General features: G+C 64.7%; 16 protein-coding genes. 11 read left to right on the top strand and 5 right to left on the bottom strand.

Features of this window, described 5'->3' with window-relative positions; translation table 11 throughout:
- The first annotated feature begins 51 nt into the window (after nt 1-51).
- The 5 genes from Q3Y64_RS07955 to Q3Y64_RS07975 are packed head-to-tail and all read left to right on the top strand — an operon-like array spanning nt 52 to nt 5,198.
- On the top strand, nt 52-540 hold the full coding sequence (locus Q3Y64_RS07955; protein WP_303560768.1) for a Spy/CpxP family protein refolding chaperone: 489 nt from the start codon (nt 52-54) through the stop codon (nt 538-540).
- 60 nt (nt 541-600) lie between these two features.
- Complete coding sequence (locus Q3Y64_RS07960) at nt 601-1,992, top strand: efflux transporter outer membrane subunit (RefSeq protein ID WP_303560770.1); 1,392 nt, start codon at nt 601-603, stop codon at nt 1,990-1,992.
- A gap of 7 nt (nt 1,993-1,999) precedes the next feature.
- The gene (locus Q3Y64_RS07965) at nt 2,000-3,283 is read left to right on the top strand and encodes an efflux RND transporter periplasmic adaptor subunit (RefSeq protein WP_303560772.1); all 1,284 of its coding nucleotides are present in this window, start codon (nt 2,000-2,002) and stop codon (nt 3,281-3,283) included.
- On the top strand, nt 3,280-3,981 hold the full coding sequence (locus Q3Y64_RS07970; RefSeq protein ID WP_303560773.1) for an ABC transporter ATP-binding protein: 702 nt from the start codon (nt 3,280-3,282) through the stop codon (nt 3,979-3,981). Before Q3Y64_RS07965 ends, Q3Y64_RS07970 begins: the two co-directional genes overlap by 4 nt.
- The gene (locus tag Q3Y64_RS07975) at nt 3,981-5,198 is read left to right on the top strand and encodes an ABC transporter permease (RefSeq protein WP_173893982.1); all 1,218 of its coding nucleotides are present in this window, start codon (nt 3,981-3,983) and stop codon (nt 5,196-5,198) included. Before Q3Y64_RS07970 ends, Q3Y64_RS07975 begins: the two co-directional genes overlap by 1 nt.
- A gap of 24 nt (nt 5,199-5,222) precedes the next feature.
- Here Q3Y64_RS07975 and Q3Y64_RS07980 read toward each other — a convergent pair whose 3' ends face one another.
- From Q3Y64_RS07980 to Q3Y64_RS07990, 3 genes are all read right to left on the bottom strand, one after another.
- Nucleotides 5,223-5,765, bottom strand: a complete 543-nt coding sequence (locus Q3Y64_RS07980; RefSeq protein ID WP_303560777.1) for a TRAP transporter small permease — start codon at nt 5,763-5,765, stop codon at nt 5,223-5,225.
- A gap of 134 nt (nt 5,766-5,899) precedes the next feature.
- Complete coding sequence (locus Q3Y64_RS07985) at nt 5,900-7,186, bottom strand: TRAP transporter large permease (RefSeq protein ID WP_303560780.1); 1,287 nt, start codon at nt 7,184-7,186, stop codon at nt 5,900-5,902.
- Nucleotides 7,187-7,274: 88 nt separating this feature from the next.
- Nucleotides 7,275-8,249 carry a TRAP transporter substrate-binding protein gene (locus Q3Y64_RS07990; RefSeq protein ID WP_101942033.1) on the bottom strand — a complete coding sequence of 325 codons (975 nt, stop codon included), beginning with the start codon at nt 8,247-8,249 and terminating at the stop codon, nt 7,275-7,277.
- Between the two features lie 226 nt (nt 8,250-8,475).
- On the opposite strand from Q3Y64_RS07990, the gene Q3Y64_RS07995 reads away from it, so the two are divergent.
- Complete coding sequence (locus tag Q3Y64_RS07995; protein ID WP_303560784.1) at nt 8,476-9,000, top strand: lipocalin family protein; 525 nt, start codon at nt 8,476-8,478, stop codon at nt 8,998-9,000.
- A 3-nt stretch (nt 9,001-9,003) separates the two neighbouring features.
- On the opposite strand, the gene Q3Y64_RS08000 is transcribed toward Q3Y64_RS07995, so the two are convergent.
- Nucleotides 9,004-9,177, bottom strand: a complete 174-nt coding sequence (locus tag Q3Y64_RS08000) for a hypothetical protein (RefSeq protein ID WP_303560786.1) — start codon at nt 9,175-9,177, stop codon at nt 9,004-9,006.
- A 95-nt stretch (nt 9,178-9,272) separates the two neighbouring features.
- Nucleotides 9,273-10,865, bottom strand: a complete 1,593-nt coding sequence (locus Q3Y64_RS08005; RefSeq protein ID WP_303560788.1) for a bifunctional diguanylate cyclase/phosphodiesterase — start codon at nt 10,863-10,865, stop codon at nt 9,273-9,275.
- A 188-nt stretch (nt 10,866-11,053) separates the two neighbouring features.
- On the opposite strand from Q3Y64_RS08005, the gene Q3Y64_RS08010 reads away from it, so the two are divergent.
- From Q3Y64_RS08010 to Q3Y64_RS08030, 5 genes are all read left to right on the top strand, one after another.
- Nucleotides 11,054-12,355, top strand: a complete 1,302-nt coding sequence (locus Q3Y64_RS08010; protein ID WP_303560790.1) for a DUF4832 domain-containing protein — start codon at nt 11,054-11,056, stop codon at nt 12,353-12,355.
- Nucleotides 12,356-12,480: 125 nt separating this feature from the next.
- Nucleotides 12,481-12,666 (top strand): hypothetical protein, encoded by a 186-nt coding sequence (locus Q3Y64_RS08015; protein ID WP_143707381.1) that lies wholly within the window; start codon nt 12,481-12,483, stop codon nt 12,664-12,666.
- Between the two features lie 112 nt (nt 12,667-12,778).
- Entirely contained in the window at nt 12,779-14,728 is a 1,950-nt protein-coding gene (locus Q3Y64_RS08020) for a U32 family peptidase (RefSeq protein ID WP_303560791.1), read from the top strand.
- A 196-nt stretch (nt 14,729-14,924) separates the two neighbouring features.
- Nucleotides 14,925-15,758: a bifunctional hydroxymethylpyrimidine kinase/phosphomethylpyrimidine kinase gene (gene thiD, locus Q3Y64_RS08025; protein ID WP_303560794.1), complete on the top strand. Its 834-nt coding sequence runs from the start codon at nt 14,925-14,927 to the stop codon at nt 15,756-15,758.
- A gap of 59 nt (nt 15,759-15,817) precedes the next feature.
- Nucleotides 15,818-16,531, top strand: a complete 714-nt coding sequence (locus Q3Y64_RS08030) for a pseudouridine synthase (protein WP_170019701.1) — start codon at nt 15,818-15,820, stop codon at nt 16,529-16,531.
- Nucleotides 16,532-16,548 lie beyond the last annotated feature (17 nt).

The raw sequence follows: 16,548 nt of genomic DNA on the forward strand, positions 1-16,548 counted from the left end.
CAAGCGCACGCGCACACTCCATTCACCCTATCCCGACGCAAGGAGAGCCTCATGTCGCAGCACGATCAGATCATTCGCCGCTTCCTCTGTGTCAGCGCCCTGGCGCTGGCGCTGCCCTTCTCCGCCCAGGCACAGGAAGCAACGCAATCGGCCCCGGCGGCCCGCCCGGCACCGCACGGAGGTATGTCGCATCGCGGCCATCACGGCATGGAGCAGGGCCATGATTTCATGGGCGCCCTGCGCGATCTGAAGCTCAGCAGCGAGCAGCGCGACAAGCTGCGCGCCCTGATGCAGGAACAGCGCACGGCCACCCAGGACAAGCGCGAGGCTCTGCGCGAAGCGCGCCAGGCCCTGCACAAGCTGGTGATCGATGGCAACTACACGCCCGAGCGGGCCTCGGCAATTGCCAGCGAGATCGGCAAGAAGAATGCGGAACTGGCGCTAGCCATGGCTGAAACAGGCCACAAGGCACAACAGATCCTCACTCCGGAGCAGCGCAAGCAACTCGCCGAGCGCGCACAGAAGCCGGCACGGCGCTGAACGTTTGCGGGCGGCGCGCGTCACAGGCATGCCGCCACAAAGTTCCGCTAAGCTAGCCGCATGCGCATCCGCTCCCTTGCCCTTGCCCCCCTGTGCGGCCTGCTCGCCGCCTGCATCTCGGTGGGGCCCGACTATCAGACGCCGGACCCGGCCGTTCCGCCCAACTGGAACGCGCCGGCCACCATCGGGCCGGCCGCCCTGGCCGGCTGGTGGCGCCAGTTCAATGACCCGGCGCTGAACGCCCTCATCGCCACAGCGCTTGAGGGTGCGCCCGATCTGCGCTCCGCCCAGGCCAAACTTCGCGAAGCCCGCGCCCGCACCGGCGTAGCCGCAGCCGCACGCCTGCCCAGTGTGGGCAACACGATCAATGCCCGGCGCAGCGAGTCAGCCGGCAGCGGCGTGGCGGCGGACAGCTACAGCATCGGTTTCGACGCCAGCTGGGAAATCGATCTCTTCGGCGGCACCCGGCGCAGTATCGAAGCGACCGAGGCCACGGCCGCGGCGGCCGAGGCCGGCGTACATGACGCCCAGGTTTCGCTTGCTGCCGAAGTGGCTCGCACCTATCTCGACCTGCGCACCCAGCAGACCCGCCTCATGATCGCCCGCGACAATCTGGCTAGCCTCGTCGCCAGCGATGAGCTCGTCGGCTGGCGCCATCAGGCCGGGCTGGTCACCGAGCTGGACAAGGTCCAGTCCGCCAGCACCCTGGAGCAGGCCCGGGCGCGCATCCCGCCACTGGAAACCACGCTGGAAGCCGATCTCAACGCGCTGGCCGTGCTCACCGGCCGCCCGCGCGCCGAGATCGCCGCACGCGTCGCCGCCCCCGCCGCCATGCCGGCCACCCCGCCCGCGCTGGGCCTCAGCCTGCCCACCGAGACGATCCGCCAGCGTGCCGACCTGCGCAGCGCCGAACGCCGGCTCGCTGCGGCCACCGCCAACATCGGAGTCGCAACCGCCGCCCTCTACCCAAGCCTGAAGCTGACCGGCAGCATCGGCGTCGCAGCGCTCAGCACAGATAGCTTGCTGCGCCCCGAAGCGGCCACCAGCAGCCTGCTGGCCGGGCTCACCACGCCGATCTTCGAAGGCGGCCGCCTGCGCCGCAACATCGAGATCCAGAGCGCGCTGCAGGAGCAGGCCCTGATCGCCTACGAGAAGAGCGTGGCGCAGGCCCTGGCCGAGGTGGAAAACGCCCTCGTGGCCCTGGCCAACACCCGCCGCCGCCTCGCCAGCCTGCGCAGCGCCGCCGAATCGGCCCAACTCGCCGAAAAGCTCGCCAGCTATCGCTACGCAGCCGGCCTGATCGACTACAGCACCCTGCAGGACACCCAGCGCACCGCGCTCTCGGTGCTCGATGCACAAGCCAGCGCGCAAGGCGACGAAGCCAACGCCCTGGTACAACTCTACAAATCGCTCGGCGGTGGCTTCAGCGCCGACGAAACAGCCTCCCGGTGAGCCGCGCATGAACGACCAGACTTCCTCCTCGAAGCTCCGCCAGATCCTTGCCAGTGGCCGTGCCCGGCGCCCAGCCAGGCGCCTGTGGCTGATCCTCGGCCTCATCGCCTGCTTCGCCCTACTGGCCGGCGGCATCGGCGTGTGGCGCAGCAATGCCAGGAAAGGCCCGAGCTGGATCACCGCCCAGGTCAGCAAGGGCGACATCACCGTCACCGTCACCGCCACCGGCAACCTGCAGCCGATCAACACCGTGGACGTCGGCTCGGAGATCTCCGGCACCATCGCCGACGTATTCGTGGACTTCAACGACCGCGTGAAGAAGGGCCAGATCCTCGCCCAGCTCGACACCACCAAACTTGCCACCGCGCTGGAACGCGCCCGCGCCACCCTGGCGGCCAACGAAGCCCGGATCGGCCAGGCCAAAGCCACGCTGGAGGAAGCACTCATCGCCATGACCCGGCTGGAGGAAGTAGCCCGCCTCTCCGGCGGCAAGGTGCCCTCGGCCACCGAGCTGGATGCCGGCCGCGCCAAGCTCGCGCGCGCACAGGCGGATCTGGCCGCCGCCGAAGCCGCCGCGCGTGAATCGGCCGGCGCCGTGAAGCAGGGCGAAACGGACCTCGGCAAGGCCACCATCCGCTCGGCCACCAACGGCATCGTGCTCAAGCGCACCGTGGAGCGCGGCCAGACCGTAGCCGCCTCGCTGCAGGCGCCGGTACTGTTCTCGCTGGCCGAAGACCTCAGCGAGATGGAGCTGATCGTCTCGGTGTCGGAAGCCGATGTCGGTCAGATCAAGGAAGGCATGAGTGCCAGCTTCACAGTAGACGCCTATCCGGACAAGAACTTCCCGGCCAAGATCCAGCAGGTGCGCTACGGCGCCACCACGGTGGATAACGTGGTCAGCTATCAGACCGTGCTGCTGGTGAAGAATGAAGATCTCAAGCTGCGCCCGGGCATGACCGCCACCGCCGACATCAAGGTCGCCGAGCACAAGGGCGTGATGCTGGTGCCGGCCACCGCGCTGCGCTTTCGCCCGCCGGAGGCCAAGCCCAAGAGCGAGGGCGGCTTCATGGCGCTGCTGATGCCGCGCCCGCCGGCCCCGCCCAAGCCACAGGTCGGCAACCGCAACGGGGGCAAGGATCGCGCCCGGGTGTGGGTCAAGGATGCCAAGGGTGAGCTGCGCCCGATCCGGGTGCGCACACTGCTCAGCGATGGCCGCAATACCGAGATCGAGTCCGAAGAACTGAAGCCGGGCGACGAAGTGATCACCGATACAGCGGAACAGGCACGGTGAAGGAAACGCTGATCAGCCTGCGCGAGGTCACCAAGACCTATGGCAGCGGGCAGGCCGCCTTCCAGGCACTAAAGGGCGTGAGCTTCGACATCGCCGAGGGCGAATTCGTGGCCGTGATGGGGCCATCCGGCTCCGGAAAATCCACCGTCATGAACATCCTCGGCTGCCTCGATGTGCCCACCTCCGGCGAATACCTGTTCCTGGGCGAGCATGTGGAATTGCTCAACCGCGACGAACGCGCCCTGCTGCGCCGCCACTGCCTCGGTTTCGTATTCCAGGGTTTCAACCTGTTGGCGCGCACTACCGCGCTGGAAAACGTCGAACTGCCCCTGCTCTACCGCGGCCTGCCGCTGGCCGAGCGCCACGCCCAGGCCAAGGCAGCGCTGGCGCTGGTGGGCCTCACCGGCTGGGAGCATCACACCCCGGCCGAGCTCTCCGGCGGCCAGCAGCAGCGTGTGGCCATCGCGCGCGCCATCGTCACCCGCCCGGCCCTGCTGCTCGCCGATGAACCGACCGGCAACCTCGATTCCGAACGCAGCGCCGAAATCATGCAACTGCTCACCGGGCTCAATCAGGAGCACGGCATCACCGTGCTGATGGTCACCCACGAGCCGGACATGGCGGCCTACGCCTCGCGCACCCTGCGCTTCGTCGATGGCCTCATCGGCCACGACACCGCCTACATGGGAGCCGACTGATGCTGTGGAACGCGCTCCTGCTCGCCCTGCGCGAGATCCGCCGCAACCTGATGCGCGCTTCGCTGACGGTGCTGGGCATCATCATCGGGGTGGCCGCTGTCATTACGATGGTGACGCTCGGCAACGGCGCCACGGCGCTGATCACGGCCCAGGTTGCGAGCCTCGGCTCCAACCTCGTGATCGTGCGCCCGGGCCAGCGCATGTCCCCGGGCCAGCCCGCCGGCTGGGCACCAGCCTTCAAGGAAGAGGATATGCAAGCCATCCTCGAGGCGGTACATGCGGTGCGGGAAGTGGCCGGCATCGCCCAGCGCGGCAGCACCGTGGCCTGGATGACTGAGAGCACCTTCACGCCGATCGTGGGCAGCACGCCAAGCTATCTCGAGGTGGGCAACTGGAAGATCGCCGAAGGACGCTTCTTCAACGACAGCGAGCAACGCGCCGGACGCGCGCTGTGCGTGCTGGGCGATACCGTGAAGAAGGCGCTGTTTTCGGGCAGCAGCCCGATCGGCGAGAAGATCCGCACACGCGGTGTGAGCTGCGAAGTGATCGGCGTGCTCGCGCCCAAAGGCCAGTCCGCCATGGGCCAGGATCAGGATGACATCGTGCTGATGCCGCTGAAGGCTTACCAGCGCCGCATCGCCGGCCGCCGCTCGCGGCAGGATGTCGGCACCCTGCTGCTATCGGTGCGCGACGGCCTGTCCACCGAGCGCGTGGTGCGCGACGTGAGCGCCCTGATGCGCGAGCGGCGCGGCATCGCGCCGAACGAGAACGACAACTTCTCGGTCTTCGACACGCGCCAGATCTCGGATGCACTCTCCTCCACCACCCGCGTGCTCACCGCGCTGCTCGGCGCGGTAGCGGCGGTGAGCCTGCTGGTGGGTGGCATCGGCATCATGAACATCATGCTGGTGTCGGTCACCGAGCGCACCCGCGAGATCGGCACGCGGCTCGCCATCGGCGCGCTGGAGCGCGAAGTGCTGCTACAGTTCCTCGTCGAAGCCGTGGCCTTGTCGGCCTTCGGCGGCCTGGTCGGCATCGCCCTGGCGCTGGTCGCCTCCTTCGGCTTGACCAGCGCGATGGGCCTGCCCTTCGTGCTGGACTTCGAGATCATGCTGTTGGCCTTCGCCGTCTCGGCCGGCATCGGCGTGCTCTTCGGCTTCGTGCCGGCCCGCCGCGCCGCACGCCTCGATCCGATCGAGGCACTGCGCCACGAATAAGGTGGCGGCCTGCGCCGCCCGCATTTACTCGGTCGCTGGCGGCGGCGCGTCGCGAAACTGCTCGCCGCCCACCGGATCGATGATGCAGCCGATCTCGATGACGACGTTCTTTAGGCTGTAGAGCAGCATGATCGCCGCTGCGATCGGCATGCAGGCGTAGAGCACGGCTTTCGGCAGTTGCAAGGCATTGGTCACGTCGTCGGCGCGCGCCGTGAGTTCCCACGAGTACTTCAGGAACACCGCCATGAAGAACAGCGAGCCCAACTCGATCAGCAGGCGATAGGCATAACGCAGGCGCACATTGGCAATCCGCGCCGAGATCCAGTCCCCCACGCTGAAGTGCCCGCGCGTGACCCACAGCGCCGCCGCGCCATAGAAGACCAGCGCCGCGAAGATCAGCTCGACGATCTCGTCAAACCAGTGCAGCGAAAACAGCGGCACAAAACGCATCACGATATTGGCGGTGAGCAGCAGGGTGAGCCCGGCGAAAAGGATGATGCAGACCCATTCGAGGATCAGCGTGATGACGACATCGAACTTGTCGAAGGCAGCGTGAAAGGCGTTCATGAGCAGATCTCCTTGGAAGCACTAACAAAGTGAAGTGCAGCGCAGCGGAACGGTGCTGGCTAGGCGCAGTCGCGCAGACAGTACAAGCAGTACGGCAAGCGGCTGCAACAACGCCAGCATCATTTTGTTAGTGCTTACATCGCGGGCATGAAGTAGTTGGGCAGGAACAGGGCAATCTCCGGCACGAAGGCAATCAGGATCGTGACCAGCAGAATGCCGATCAGGAAGGGTACGCACTCCCTGGCCAGCGGCCACACGCCAGTACGCGCAAAGCTATCCACCGCAAACAGGCACATGCCCACCGGCGGCGTCAGGTTGCCGATCATGATCAGCAGGGTCATGACCACGCCGAGGTTGATCAGATCAATACCGAAAAGCCGCGCGATCGGCATGAAGATCGGCAGGGTGATCAGGAAGATCGCGTTGCCTTCGAGGAAGCAGCCCAGCACCACCACCACCGCGATGATCATCCACAGCACTCCGGTGGGCGATGCGCTCATGCCGGCCAGGGCTTCGATCACGGCATTCGGGATGCCCTGGTGAATGGTGAGCCAGCCGAAGAAGTTGGCGGCGGCCATGATGAACAGCAGGCCGGTGGTCTGCTTCAGCGAAGAGAAGAGGATCGCCGGGAGGGCCTTGAGTTTGAGGTCGCGATAGGCGAAGCCGAGCACCAGCGCATACAGGCTCACAATCACCGCAGCTTCGGTCGGCGTGAAAAAACCGGTGAGGATGCCGCCAATGATGATCACTGGCGCCAGCAAGGGCCAGAAGGCTTCTTTGGTACTCGCCTTGAGCTCGGTCCAGCTAGCCTTCTCGGAGCGCGGCAGGCCACGCGGCTTGGCCATCAACGCGATGGCGATCATCATCGCCACGCCCATCAACAGGCCCGGAATGAAGCCGGCGAGGAAGAGCTTGGCGACCGATACCGAGGTAATCGCGCCATACAGCACGAAGGGAATCGAGGGCGGGATCACCGGCCCGATGCAGTTGGCCGAAGCCACGATGCCGGCCGACAAGGCTGTCGGATAGCCGTTATCGACCATCGCCTTGTGCTGGATCTGGCCGAGGCCGGCAGCATCGGCCACGGCCGAGCCAGACATGCCGGAAAAGATCATCGACGACACCACGCTGACCTGCCCCAACCCGCCCGAGATGTGGCCCACGCAGGCCTTGGCGAAACGGAAGATGCGGTTGGTGATGCCCCCGGTATTCATCAGGTTGCCGGCGAGAATAAAGAAGGGAATCGCCAGCAGGGTGAAGCCGGTGGTGCCGGAATACATGCGCTGCGGCAGCATCACCAGCATTTCCGGCCGGCCCTCCCACAGGAAGAAGCCCACCGCAGTCAGGCCGATGGCCACCGCGATCGGCAGGTCAATCATCAGCAGGATCAACAGCACCGAGAAAATCACAAGCGTCAGCATGCAACTCTCCTGCGTGGCTCATGGCCACGAATATTCATCAGGGGAAAAGGGGGCGGGCGCCTGAGCACAGGTGCCCGCAGAGAAAGGCTCAGCCGCCGTTCTTTTTGAGGATCGCCATGAACTCGTCGAAGTTCTTCGCGCCAACCTTGGCCTTCACTTTTTCATACGCCGGCGGCATGGCGGCCTTGAAGGGCGCCAGATCCGGCGTATCAATGCGGATGCCCATCTTCTTCATCTCGGCGATCTGGGTGGCTTCCTGATCACGCACCATGTGGCGCATCAGCTTGCTGGCCGAATCCGATTCTTCCTGGATCACCTTCTGCTGCTCGGGCGTGAGCTTGTCCCACACCCGCTTGGAAACCACATGGGTCATCGAGCTGTAGGTGTAGTTGAGCATCGAGATGTACTTCTGCGATTCATACAGCTTGAGGCTGTAGATCACCGCGATCGGGTTCTCCTGACCATCGACCACGCCGGTCTTCATGGCCATCACCAGTTCGGAGAAGCCGATGGTCTGCACCAGACCACCACAGGCCTCGACGAAGGCCTGGTAGGCGAAGGCCGGCGGCGTGCGGATCTTGAGCCCCTTCATGTCTTCCGGCTTGAGGATCGGGCGTTTGGAGTTGGTGACCTCGCGGAAGCCCCACTCCCAGGCCGAGAGATACACCAGCCCCTTGGCCTCCAGATCCTTGGCGACCCATTTCTTGAAGTCGCCATCGATAACCTTGTCGGCCATCGCGTAATCCTTGAACGCGAAAGGCGTGCTCACCGCATCGAATTTCGGCACGTACTTGGCGATCTGGTCCTGCCCCGACAGGCTCATGTCGATCGCGCCCAGCACTGCCTGCTCCAGCACCTCCGGCGGATTGCCAAGCTGGTTGTTCGGGAAGAGCTTGATCTTCACCTTGCCACCGGTACGCGCCTCGACATTCTTGGCGAACTGCTTGGCAGCGGTCTGGGCCGGATGATCTTCAGCCCCGAAATGCCCGAGCTTCAGCTCGACCTGGGCAAGTGCAGCGGGAGCGGAAAAAGCCAGCATCAGCAGGAATGCGAGTCGCTTCATGAATCTCCTCCTCGGGCAATGAAACAGGACAATGGCGTACTGACGCAGGGCGCGTCAGTTGTCGGACAGCATACGTGCTTTGCATGGCAAACCGATACCGCGGGTTTTCCCGCAAACAATCCGGATGGCATTCACCCGGAAGGGGCGACCATGCTGCCCAGCCGGTCAGACACATCGCCGGGCAAGCGCGTGCGAGAATCGTGCTCCCCGACCGAGGAGTCCCGCCATGAAGATATTGTCCGCCCTGCTCACGGCGCTTGCGCTGCTGGGCCTCAGCAGTTGCACCAGCCTGCCGGACAACGTGCGTCCGGTGAGCAACTTCAAGCTGGATCGCTATCTGGGCAAATGGTACGAGATCGCCCGCCTTGATCACTCTTTCGAGCGGGGGCTCTCGAATGTGTCAGCAGAGTACAGCCTGCGTGAGGACGGCGCGGTGCGGGTACTCAATCGTGGCTACGACGCCGGCACCCAAAAATGGAAGGAAGCCGAGGGTGTGGCCCGCTTCGTCGACGCGGCAGACACAGGCCACCTGAAAGTCTCCTTCTTCGGCCCCTTCTACGGCGCCTACGGCATCTTCGAGCTGGACCACGCGGGCTATCAGTACGCGCTGATCAGCGGGCCGGACAAGTCCTACCTGTGGCTGCTCGCCCGCTCACCGCAGCTGGATCCGGGCGTGCGCGACGCCCTGCTCGCCAAGGCCGCCGCACTGGGCTTCGACACCGGCAAGCTGATCCTGGTGAAACACGACTGAGGCTCAGGCGGCGCTGTCGTCTCCGGCTGCATTCTCTACCGGCGCATCCGGCCCGGCGGCTTCGTCATCGTCCGGCGCGTCGCCAGGCTGGGCCTTGCGACGCAACTTCTCTTCCTTCTTCTGTTTTTTCGCGAGTTCGCGCTGACGTTTTTCGAACGAGTAATTAGGTTTGGCCAAGGTGACGTCTTCCGTGCTCAAGTGAGAATGGCTTCCACGGTAAGCGATTTCGCCGGGAAACGGGGCCTTGGCGCCAAATAAGCGTTCCGCCGGCCTCAGGACGCCTCGCGTTGCCAGGCCCCGTCGGCCGCTTGCGTTTGCTCACGCAGCATCGGCAGCACGGCCTCTTCCGGCAGCACCTCGCCGAAGAAATAGCCCTGCCCGTAGCGGCAGCCCCGCTGCATCAGCCAGTGCGCCTGGGCGGACGTCTCGACACCTTCGGCCAGCGCGTCGCTGTTCAACCCCCGGGCCAAGCCCAGCAAGCTTTCCAGAATGTCTTCCCCTCGCCCGGGCTGACCAATGGCCTGGGTGAAAGCCGGATCGATCTTGAGCTTGTCGAAGCGGAAGCCCTGCAAGCGCCCGAGACTCGAATAGCCGGCCCCGAAATCGTCCACCGACACCCGCATGCCCAGCGCCCGCAGGCGGGTAAAAGTCTGTTCGGCTTCGTCAGCATCGAGCAGGATAGCCATCTCGGTCACTTCCAGCTCCAGCCGCGTCGGTGCCAGCCCGCTGCGCTCCAGCACGCGCAGCAGACGCTCCACCAGCAAGCGATCCCGCAACTGCATGGGCGACAGGTTGAACGACAGGAAAAGCTCGTCCGGCCAGGCGGCCGCCGCGTGACAGGCTCGCTCCAGCAATTGCTCCGCCACCTGCACGATCAGCCCCGCACGTTCCGCCGCGGCAATCAGGCTCTCCGGCGCCACGCTCCCCAGCTCCGGATCATGCAGGCGGGCCATCGCCTCGAAGCCGGCAATGCGGCCACTGGCGAGTTCGACGATGGGCTGAAAATGCACGCTCAGACGCCCATGGCTCAGCCCCTCACGCACCGCGGCCTCAACGCGCGAACGCGCCTCGATCTGCTGATCGAGCTCGGCACTGAAGAAACGCACGCTGCTGCGATTCAGATTCTTGCCCTGATAGAGCGCCAGATCCGCCCGGCGCAACAACAGACTCAGCTGCTGACCATCAGCCGGCCAGACCGCAACCCCGAAGGTTGCAGAAACCTGCAGCGCGCGCCCCTCCACCTGCATCGGCTGTTGCAAGGCGGCGGCGGCCCGCTCGATCAGGCTGCGGGCAGCGGCTTCAGACTCGGCCGAGCTGACGATCACGGCAAACTCATCACCGGCCAGACGGCACACAAAATCCGCACCGAAGCACAGCTCAAGGCGGCGCGACACCTCCAGCAGCAAGGCATCGCCAGTCGCATGACCATGCAAGTCATTGATGGCCTTGAAGCCATCGAGGTCCAGGATCGTCAGATAAAAATCGCTCTGTCTCCGGCTGGCGCTCAGCGCATCGAAATGGGCGCTCAGCGAACGGCGATTAGGCAAACCAGTCAGGGCATCATGGCTCGCCAGATGCCGCGCCTCCCCCTCTGCCCGCTCACGGCGCAGGATCTCGCCCCGCAGCTCGGCAATCCGGCGCCAGGCAAAAACGTAGCCAAGCCCGCCCATCACGCACAGCGCGGTAGCCAGCTCATCCAGCTCCCAATGCTCGTGAGTCATCGCAAAGCCCACGAACCAGTCGAAGGAGTCCAGCCACAGCAGGCAGGCGGTCAGGGCCAGGCCGAGCAGCAGGAAGCCGACGCTATCGCGGCGAGCCTGGGGCGAAAAAGAAAAGCGCGGAGGTACTTCGGGTTTGGCTCTCAAGCTATGCTGCCTCATCTCCCCACGCATGACTATGCGCAGGATTCGACTCAAGCTTAAGTCCTTCCTGCCCGGCGACATACCTGAGCGTATGCAACATTATGTTTCGTGTGATAAATGCCCTGAGAGCCGGCCTTTCATGCCTTCTCGCCCTGCTGGCAACGGGGTTTTGGTACGCTCCGGCGCATGCCTTGGACTGGCAGCCACTGGCTTATACGCCGGCGCCGGCGGCTAACCCGCTCAAGGGTCTGGTGCCCTATGCCGGCGCAGCGAATCCGGACGACTTCCCGCACAGCATGGAGTTCAGCTACTTCCCGCTCGCTGCTGTGATGCGCGGCCCCGGACAGTACGACTGGAGCGTGCTGGAACGCTTTCTAGATCAGGTGGCCGGACGCGGCCATCAGGCCATCTTCCGCTTCTACCTCGAATATCCGGGCAAGCCTTCAGGCCTGCCGGTCCGACTACGCGATGTAGTGACGCTCACGCGCTGGGAGCGCCCCAGCACCCCACCCCGCCCGCCGGTACTCAACGAAACGCCGGATTACCGCCACCCAGCCCTCTCCTCCGCCCTCACCGACTTCGTGGCCGCCCTCGGCCAGCGCTACGACGGTGACGCCCGCATCGGCTTCATCACCGCCGGCTTACTCGGCTTGTGGGGCGAATGGCATGACTATCCCCGCAACGAGTTGTTTGCCGACCGGGCACTCCAGCAAAGCGTGATGGACGCCTATGTACAGGCCTTCCGCAGCACCCCCGTTCTGCTGCGCTACCCGGCGGGTGACGCGGATCCGGTGTATGTCGCCAATGCCGCCAGCCCATTCGGTTTTCACGACGACTCCTTCGCCTGGAACACCCTGCCCAGCAAGGCCAGCTATTTCATCGCCAAGCTGCAGGCGGCGGGTGCGCTAGAGGCCTGGCAGAGCCGCCCGATCGGTGGCGAGATCCGCCCCGAAGCCTGGGGCAAGGTCTTCGATGCCGCGCCGGGCTTGCCGCAACTGCAGGACTTTGCCGAGTGCGTGGCGGCCACCCATGTCAGCTGGCTGATGGATTCAGGCATGTTCAAAACCGCCAATCCCCCCGAACGCCGCGCACGCGCCCTCGAGCAGGTGCAGCGCATGGGCTACGAATTCCATGTGCCGCGCATCGCCCTGCGGCATTCTGGCGGGCAGCTGGAGATCACGCTTGAAATCGAGAACCGTGGCGTCGCCCCCTTCTATCACCCCTGGCCACTTCAACTCGCTCTCCTCGATGAGCACGGCAAGCTCCATGCGCAACAGGATCTGGTGAGCGATCTGCGCGGCATCCTGCCGGGCCAGCCCGCTCACCGGCGCGAGGCCAGCCTGTCACTAGCGGGCCTCGGTGCCGGGCACTACCATCTGCTGCTACGCGCCACCAATCCGCTTGCCAGAGGCCTGCCGCTACGCTTCGCCAACAGCACACAGGATGCAGACCTGGCGGGCTGGCTCAGCCTTGAAAAACTGACACTCCACTGATCGATTCCGATACCCCCGGCTTTGATCCATCTCAGACGGGATGCAGTGCAACAACAAATTCTGCGCTTGTGTGCGGGAAAACCCCTTCCTATGCTTCAGCTCATGAAGTTCCGGAGGCGCACGCCATGAAGCAAACCCCGATGTTCCTGATGCTCCTGCTGGCCACGGCCATGTCCGGCTCGCCCGGCACCGGTGGCGGCCGCGCCGCCTCGGCAGACGACGACAGGAAGCAGCCGCCCCGACATGACGCCCTGGACGAAGCCGAAGACGCGGCAGCCGCTGCAAGCCTGCCGCTACGCCCGGCAGCCTGAAGACTTCACCCTCTGCCACAGCGGCCCCGCGGGGCCGCTCGTGTTTTCAGGGGAAGCCAGCGGCGCTTGCAGGTAAACTCGCGGCCTACAACAAGATCTGCTGTACGCCCCCATGAGCCTCCTGCGCCACCAACTCGAACTCCTCGCCCCCGCCAAGACCGCCGAAATCGGCCGCGAAGCCGTGCTGCATGGCGCCGATGCCGTCTACATCGGCGGCCCCTCCTTCGGCGCCCGCGCCTCGGCCGACAATCCGGTCAGCGAGATTTCCGGGCTGGTTGAATTCGCGCACCGCTACGGCTCGCGCATCTTCGTGACACTGAACACCATCCTCCACGACGCGGAACTGGAGCCGGCGCGCAAGCTGATTCACGAACTGTATGACGCGGGCGTGGACGCGCTGATCGTGCAGGACATGGGCTTGCTCGAACTGGACCTGCCGCCCATTGCGCTGCACGCCTCCACCCAGTGCGACATCCGCACAGTGGAAAAGGCCAAGTTTCTCGGCGAAGTCGGTTTCTCGCAACTGGTGCTGGCGCGCGAACTCACGCTGAACGAAATCGCCGCGATTCGCGCCGCCGTGAATCCGGCGGTGCCGCTGGAGTTTTTCGTGCACGGCGCGCTGTGCGTGGCCTTCTCTGGCCAGTGCTACATCAGCCATGCCCACACCGGGCGCAGCGCCAACCGCGGCGATTGCTCGCAGGCCTGCCGCCTGCCCTACACGCTGGAAGACTCGAAGGGCCGCGTGGTGGCCTTCGACAAGCACCTGCTGTCGGTGAAGGACAACGACCAGAGCGCCAACCTGCGTGCGCTGGTCGACGCCGGCGTGCAGAGCTTCAAGATTGAAGGTCGCTACAAGGACATGAGCTATGTGAAGAACATCACCGCTCATTACCGCGAGTTGCTCGATGGCATTCTCGAAGAGCGCCCAGAGCTAGCCGCTGCCTCGCACGGCAAGAGCACATTCACCTTCACGCCCGAGCCAGACAAGAGCTTCAACCGCAGCAGCACCGACTACTTCGTACAGGGCCGCAAAGAAGACATCGGCGCCTTCGACGCGCCCAGCCACGGCGGCGAGGTGCTGGGCACGGTCAGCAAAGTCAGCGCCGACTGGTTCGAGCTGGAATCCGCCGCACCACTCGCCAACAGCGACGGCCTCAGCTGGCTCTACAAGCGCCGCCTGCAGGGCGTGCAGGCCGACACGGTGAAGCAGATCGGCAACGTCTGGCGCGTGACCCCGAACCAGAAGATCAGCGAACTACCGGGGCTGGTCGTGGGCGCAGAAATTTCGCGCAACCGTGACCACGCCTGGGAGCAAGCCCTGCTCAAGAAATCCGCCGAACGCCGCATCGCGCTGGACCTGCATTTCAGCGAAACGCCCGAGGGCTTTGCGCTGCGGGTGGTGGATGAGTCCGGCAGTGAGGCCACGGCGCAACTGACCTGCGACAAGCAGCCCGCCCAGCATCCGGAAAAGAGTGAAGCCAGCCTGCGCGAACACCTCGCCAAGCTCGGCGCCACGATTTTCGCTGCCCGAGAAATCAGCGTCGCCTGGCAACAGCCCTGGTTCCTGCCTGCCTCTGCACTCAACGCCCTGCGCCGCGAAGCCATCGAAGCGCTCGAAGCCACCCGCCTCAAAGCCTTGGGACGCCCGCCACGTTATGCCGCCAGCGAGCCTGCCGCCCAGTATCCGGACGAGTCCCTGAGCTATCTCGCCAACGTTTACAACGACGCGGCCCGCCGCTTCTACTCGAAGCATGGCGTGAAGTTGATCGAGGCCGCCTACGAGGCGCACGAGGAAGACGGCGAGGTAAGCCTGATGATTACCAAGCACTGCCTGCGCTTCTCCTTCAACCTGTGCCCCAAGCAGGCCAAGGGTGTCACCGGCGTACAGGGCCAGGTGCGCGCCGAGCCGATGACGCTGATCAACGGCAAGGAAAAACTCACCCTGCGTTTTGACTGCAAGCCATGCGAAATGCATGTCATAGGCAAGATGAAGTCGCACATCCTGAAGAGCCCGCCGCCGGTGAGCGTGCCGCTGACTTTCCACACCAAGCGACCCGCCTGATTTTGTAGGTGCGGCTTCAGCCGCGTGAGCCCATGCCACTTCGGGGCCCGCCGGCTTAAGCCGGCCCTACGGGGCGCTGTGGTTTCGCAGGAGCAACGTCCACGTCGCGATCGCCTCTATTCGCGGACGCAAACCTCGCTCCCACAGCCCCGACCCCGCCGTACAATCTGCGCTTCCCCGAATCACTGCAGCTGCCATGAGTACACGCCCCATTCCGAATGTCGTTTCCATCGCCGGTGTCGATCCCTCTGGCGGCGCCGGCATCCTGGCCGACCTGAAATCCTTCTCGGCCCTGGGTGCCTACGGCTGCGGCGTGGTGGCCGCGCTCACCGCACAGAACACCCAGGCAGTCACCGGCGTGCATGTGCCACCCACCGATTTCCTCACGCTGCAGATCGACACCCTGTTCACGGATGTGAAGATCCACGCCGTAAAGCTGGGCATGCTCGGCTCGGCCGAAATCGTGCAGACCGTGGCCGAGCGCCTCGCCCACTGGCAGGCCCCGTATGTGGTGTGCGACCCGGTGATGGTGGCCAAGAGCGGCGACCATCTTCTGGCTAAAAATGCGGTCAGCATGTTGATCGAAGCACTGCTGCCGCAGAGCTTCATGATCACGCCGAACCTGCCGGAGGCGGGCGTATTGCTGGAGCAGCGCGCGCCGGAAACTGTCAAGGAGATGTACCGCGCCGCGGAACGCCTGCGCGAGATGCAACCTTTGTCGAGCGAACGCTGGGTCTTGCTCAAGGGTGGCCACCTACCCGGCAATGAAGTGGTCGATCTCCTCTTCGACGGCGACCGCATGATCGAGATGCCGGCCCCGCGCATCGAAACCAAGAACACTCACGGTACCGGCTGCTCGCTGTCTTCTGCGATTGCAGCGCTCTTGCCACAGGCCGGTGAATTCCGTCGTACCGAAAACGCAGTACGTGCCGCACGCGACTGGCTGCGCGGTGCCATTGCCACCTCGGGCAGCCTGCAGGTCGGCAGCGGTCATGGACCTGTGCATCATTTCCACGCACTGTGGAAGTGACTCACAGCCTTTGATATCCCCAAGAACCCTGAGCAAGCCTGTGGATAGCTTCTGGAAAAATGCTGCAAACCCCTGACGCAAAAGACAGTGCCGATCACTGCGCAAAGACTGCGCAATTCGTCCTCTACAGCCATCCAGATTTCCTGCTGACCCTCAAGCCGGCGGGCGTGAGCTTTCACACCGAGGAGGACGAGCCCGGTTTCGTCGCCCGGGTAAAAGCCGCCACTGGCGAGGCCGGCCTGCATCCGGTGCACCGCCTCGATCGCATCACTTCGGGGCTGGTGCTGTTCGCCCGGCATGCCGACGCGGCACGCGAATTCGGGCGCATGTTCGAGGCCGGCGAGATCAGCAAATGCTATCTGGCCTTGTCCGATTACAAACCGTCCAAGAAGCAGGGCTGGATCAAGGGCGCGATGCTCAAGGCGCGTGGCGGCAGCTGGCGCCTGTCGCGTGAAGGCGATTTGCGCGCAGCCACCCAGTTCTTTGCCTTCTCGGCCGGGGATGGCCTGCGCCTGTTCGTGCTGCGCCCTCTCACCGGCCGCACCCACCAGCTACGCGTGGCGCTCAAGAGCCTCAGTGCCCCGATCCTTGGCGACGCACGTTATGGCGGCAGCCCGGCCGACCGCGGCTATCTGCATGCCTATGCCCTGCGTTTCACCTGGCAGAACGTGTGTTTCGACTTTCTCGAACGGCCGATAGAAGGCGAGCTGTTTGCCCGCATTGCCGACCAACTCACTGGCAAACCCTGGCTGCTACCCTGGCCGGACGCCTGAATCGCATAGTTTTACGG

The sequence above is a fragment of the Uliginosibacterium sp. 31-12 genome, from assembly GCF_030548425.1.
Lineage (GTDB): Bacteria > Pseudomonadota > Gammaproteobacteria > Burkholderiales > Rhodocyclaceae > Uliginosibacterium > Uliginosibacterium aquaticum.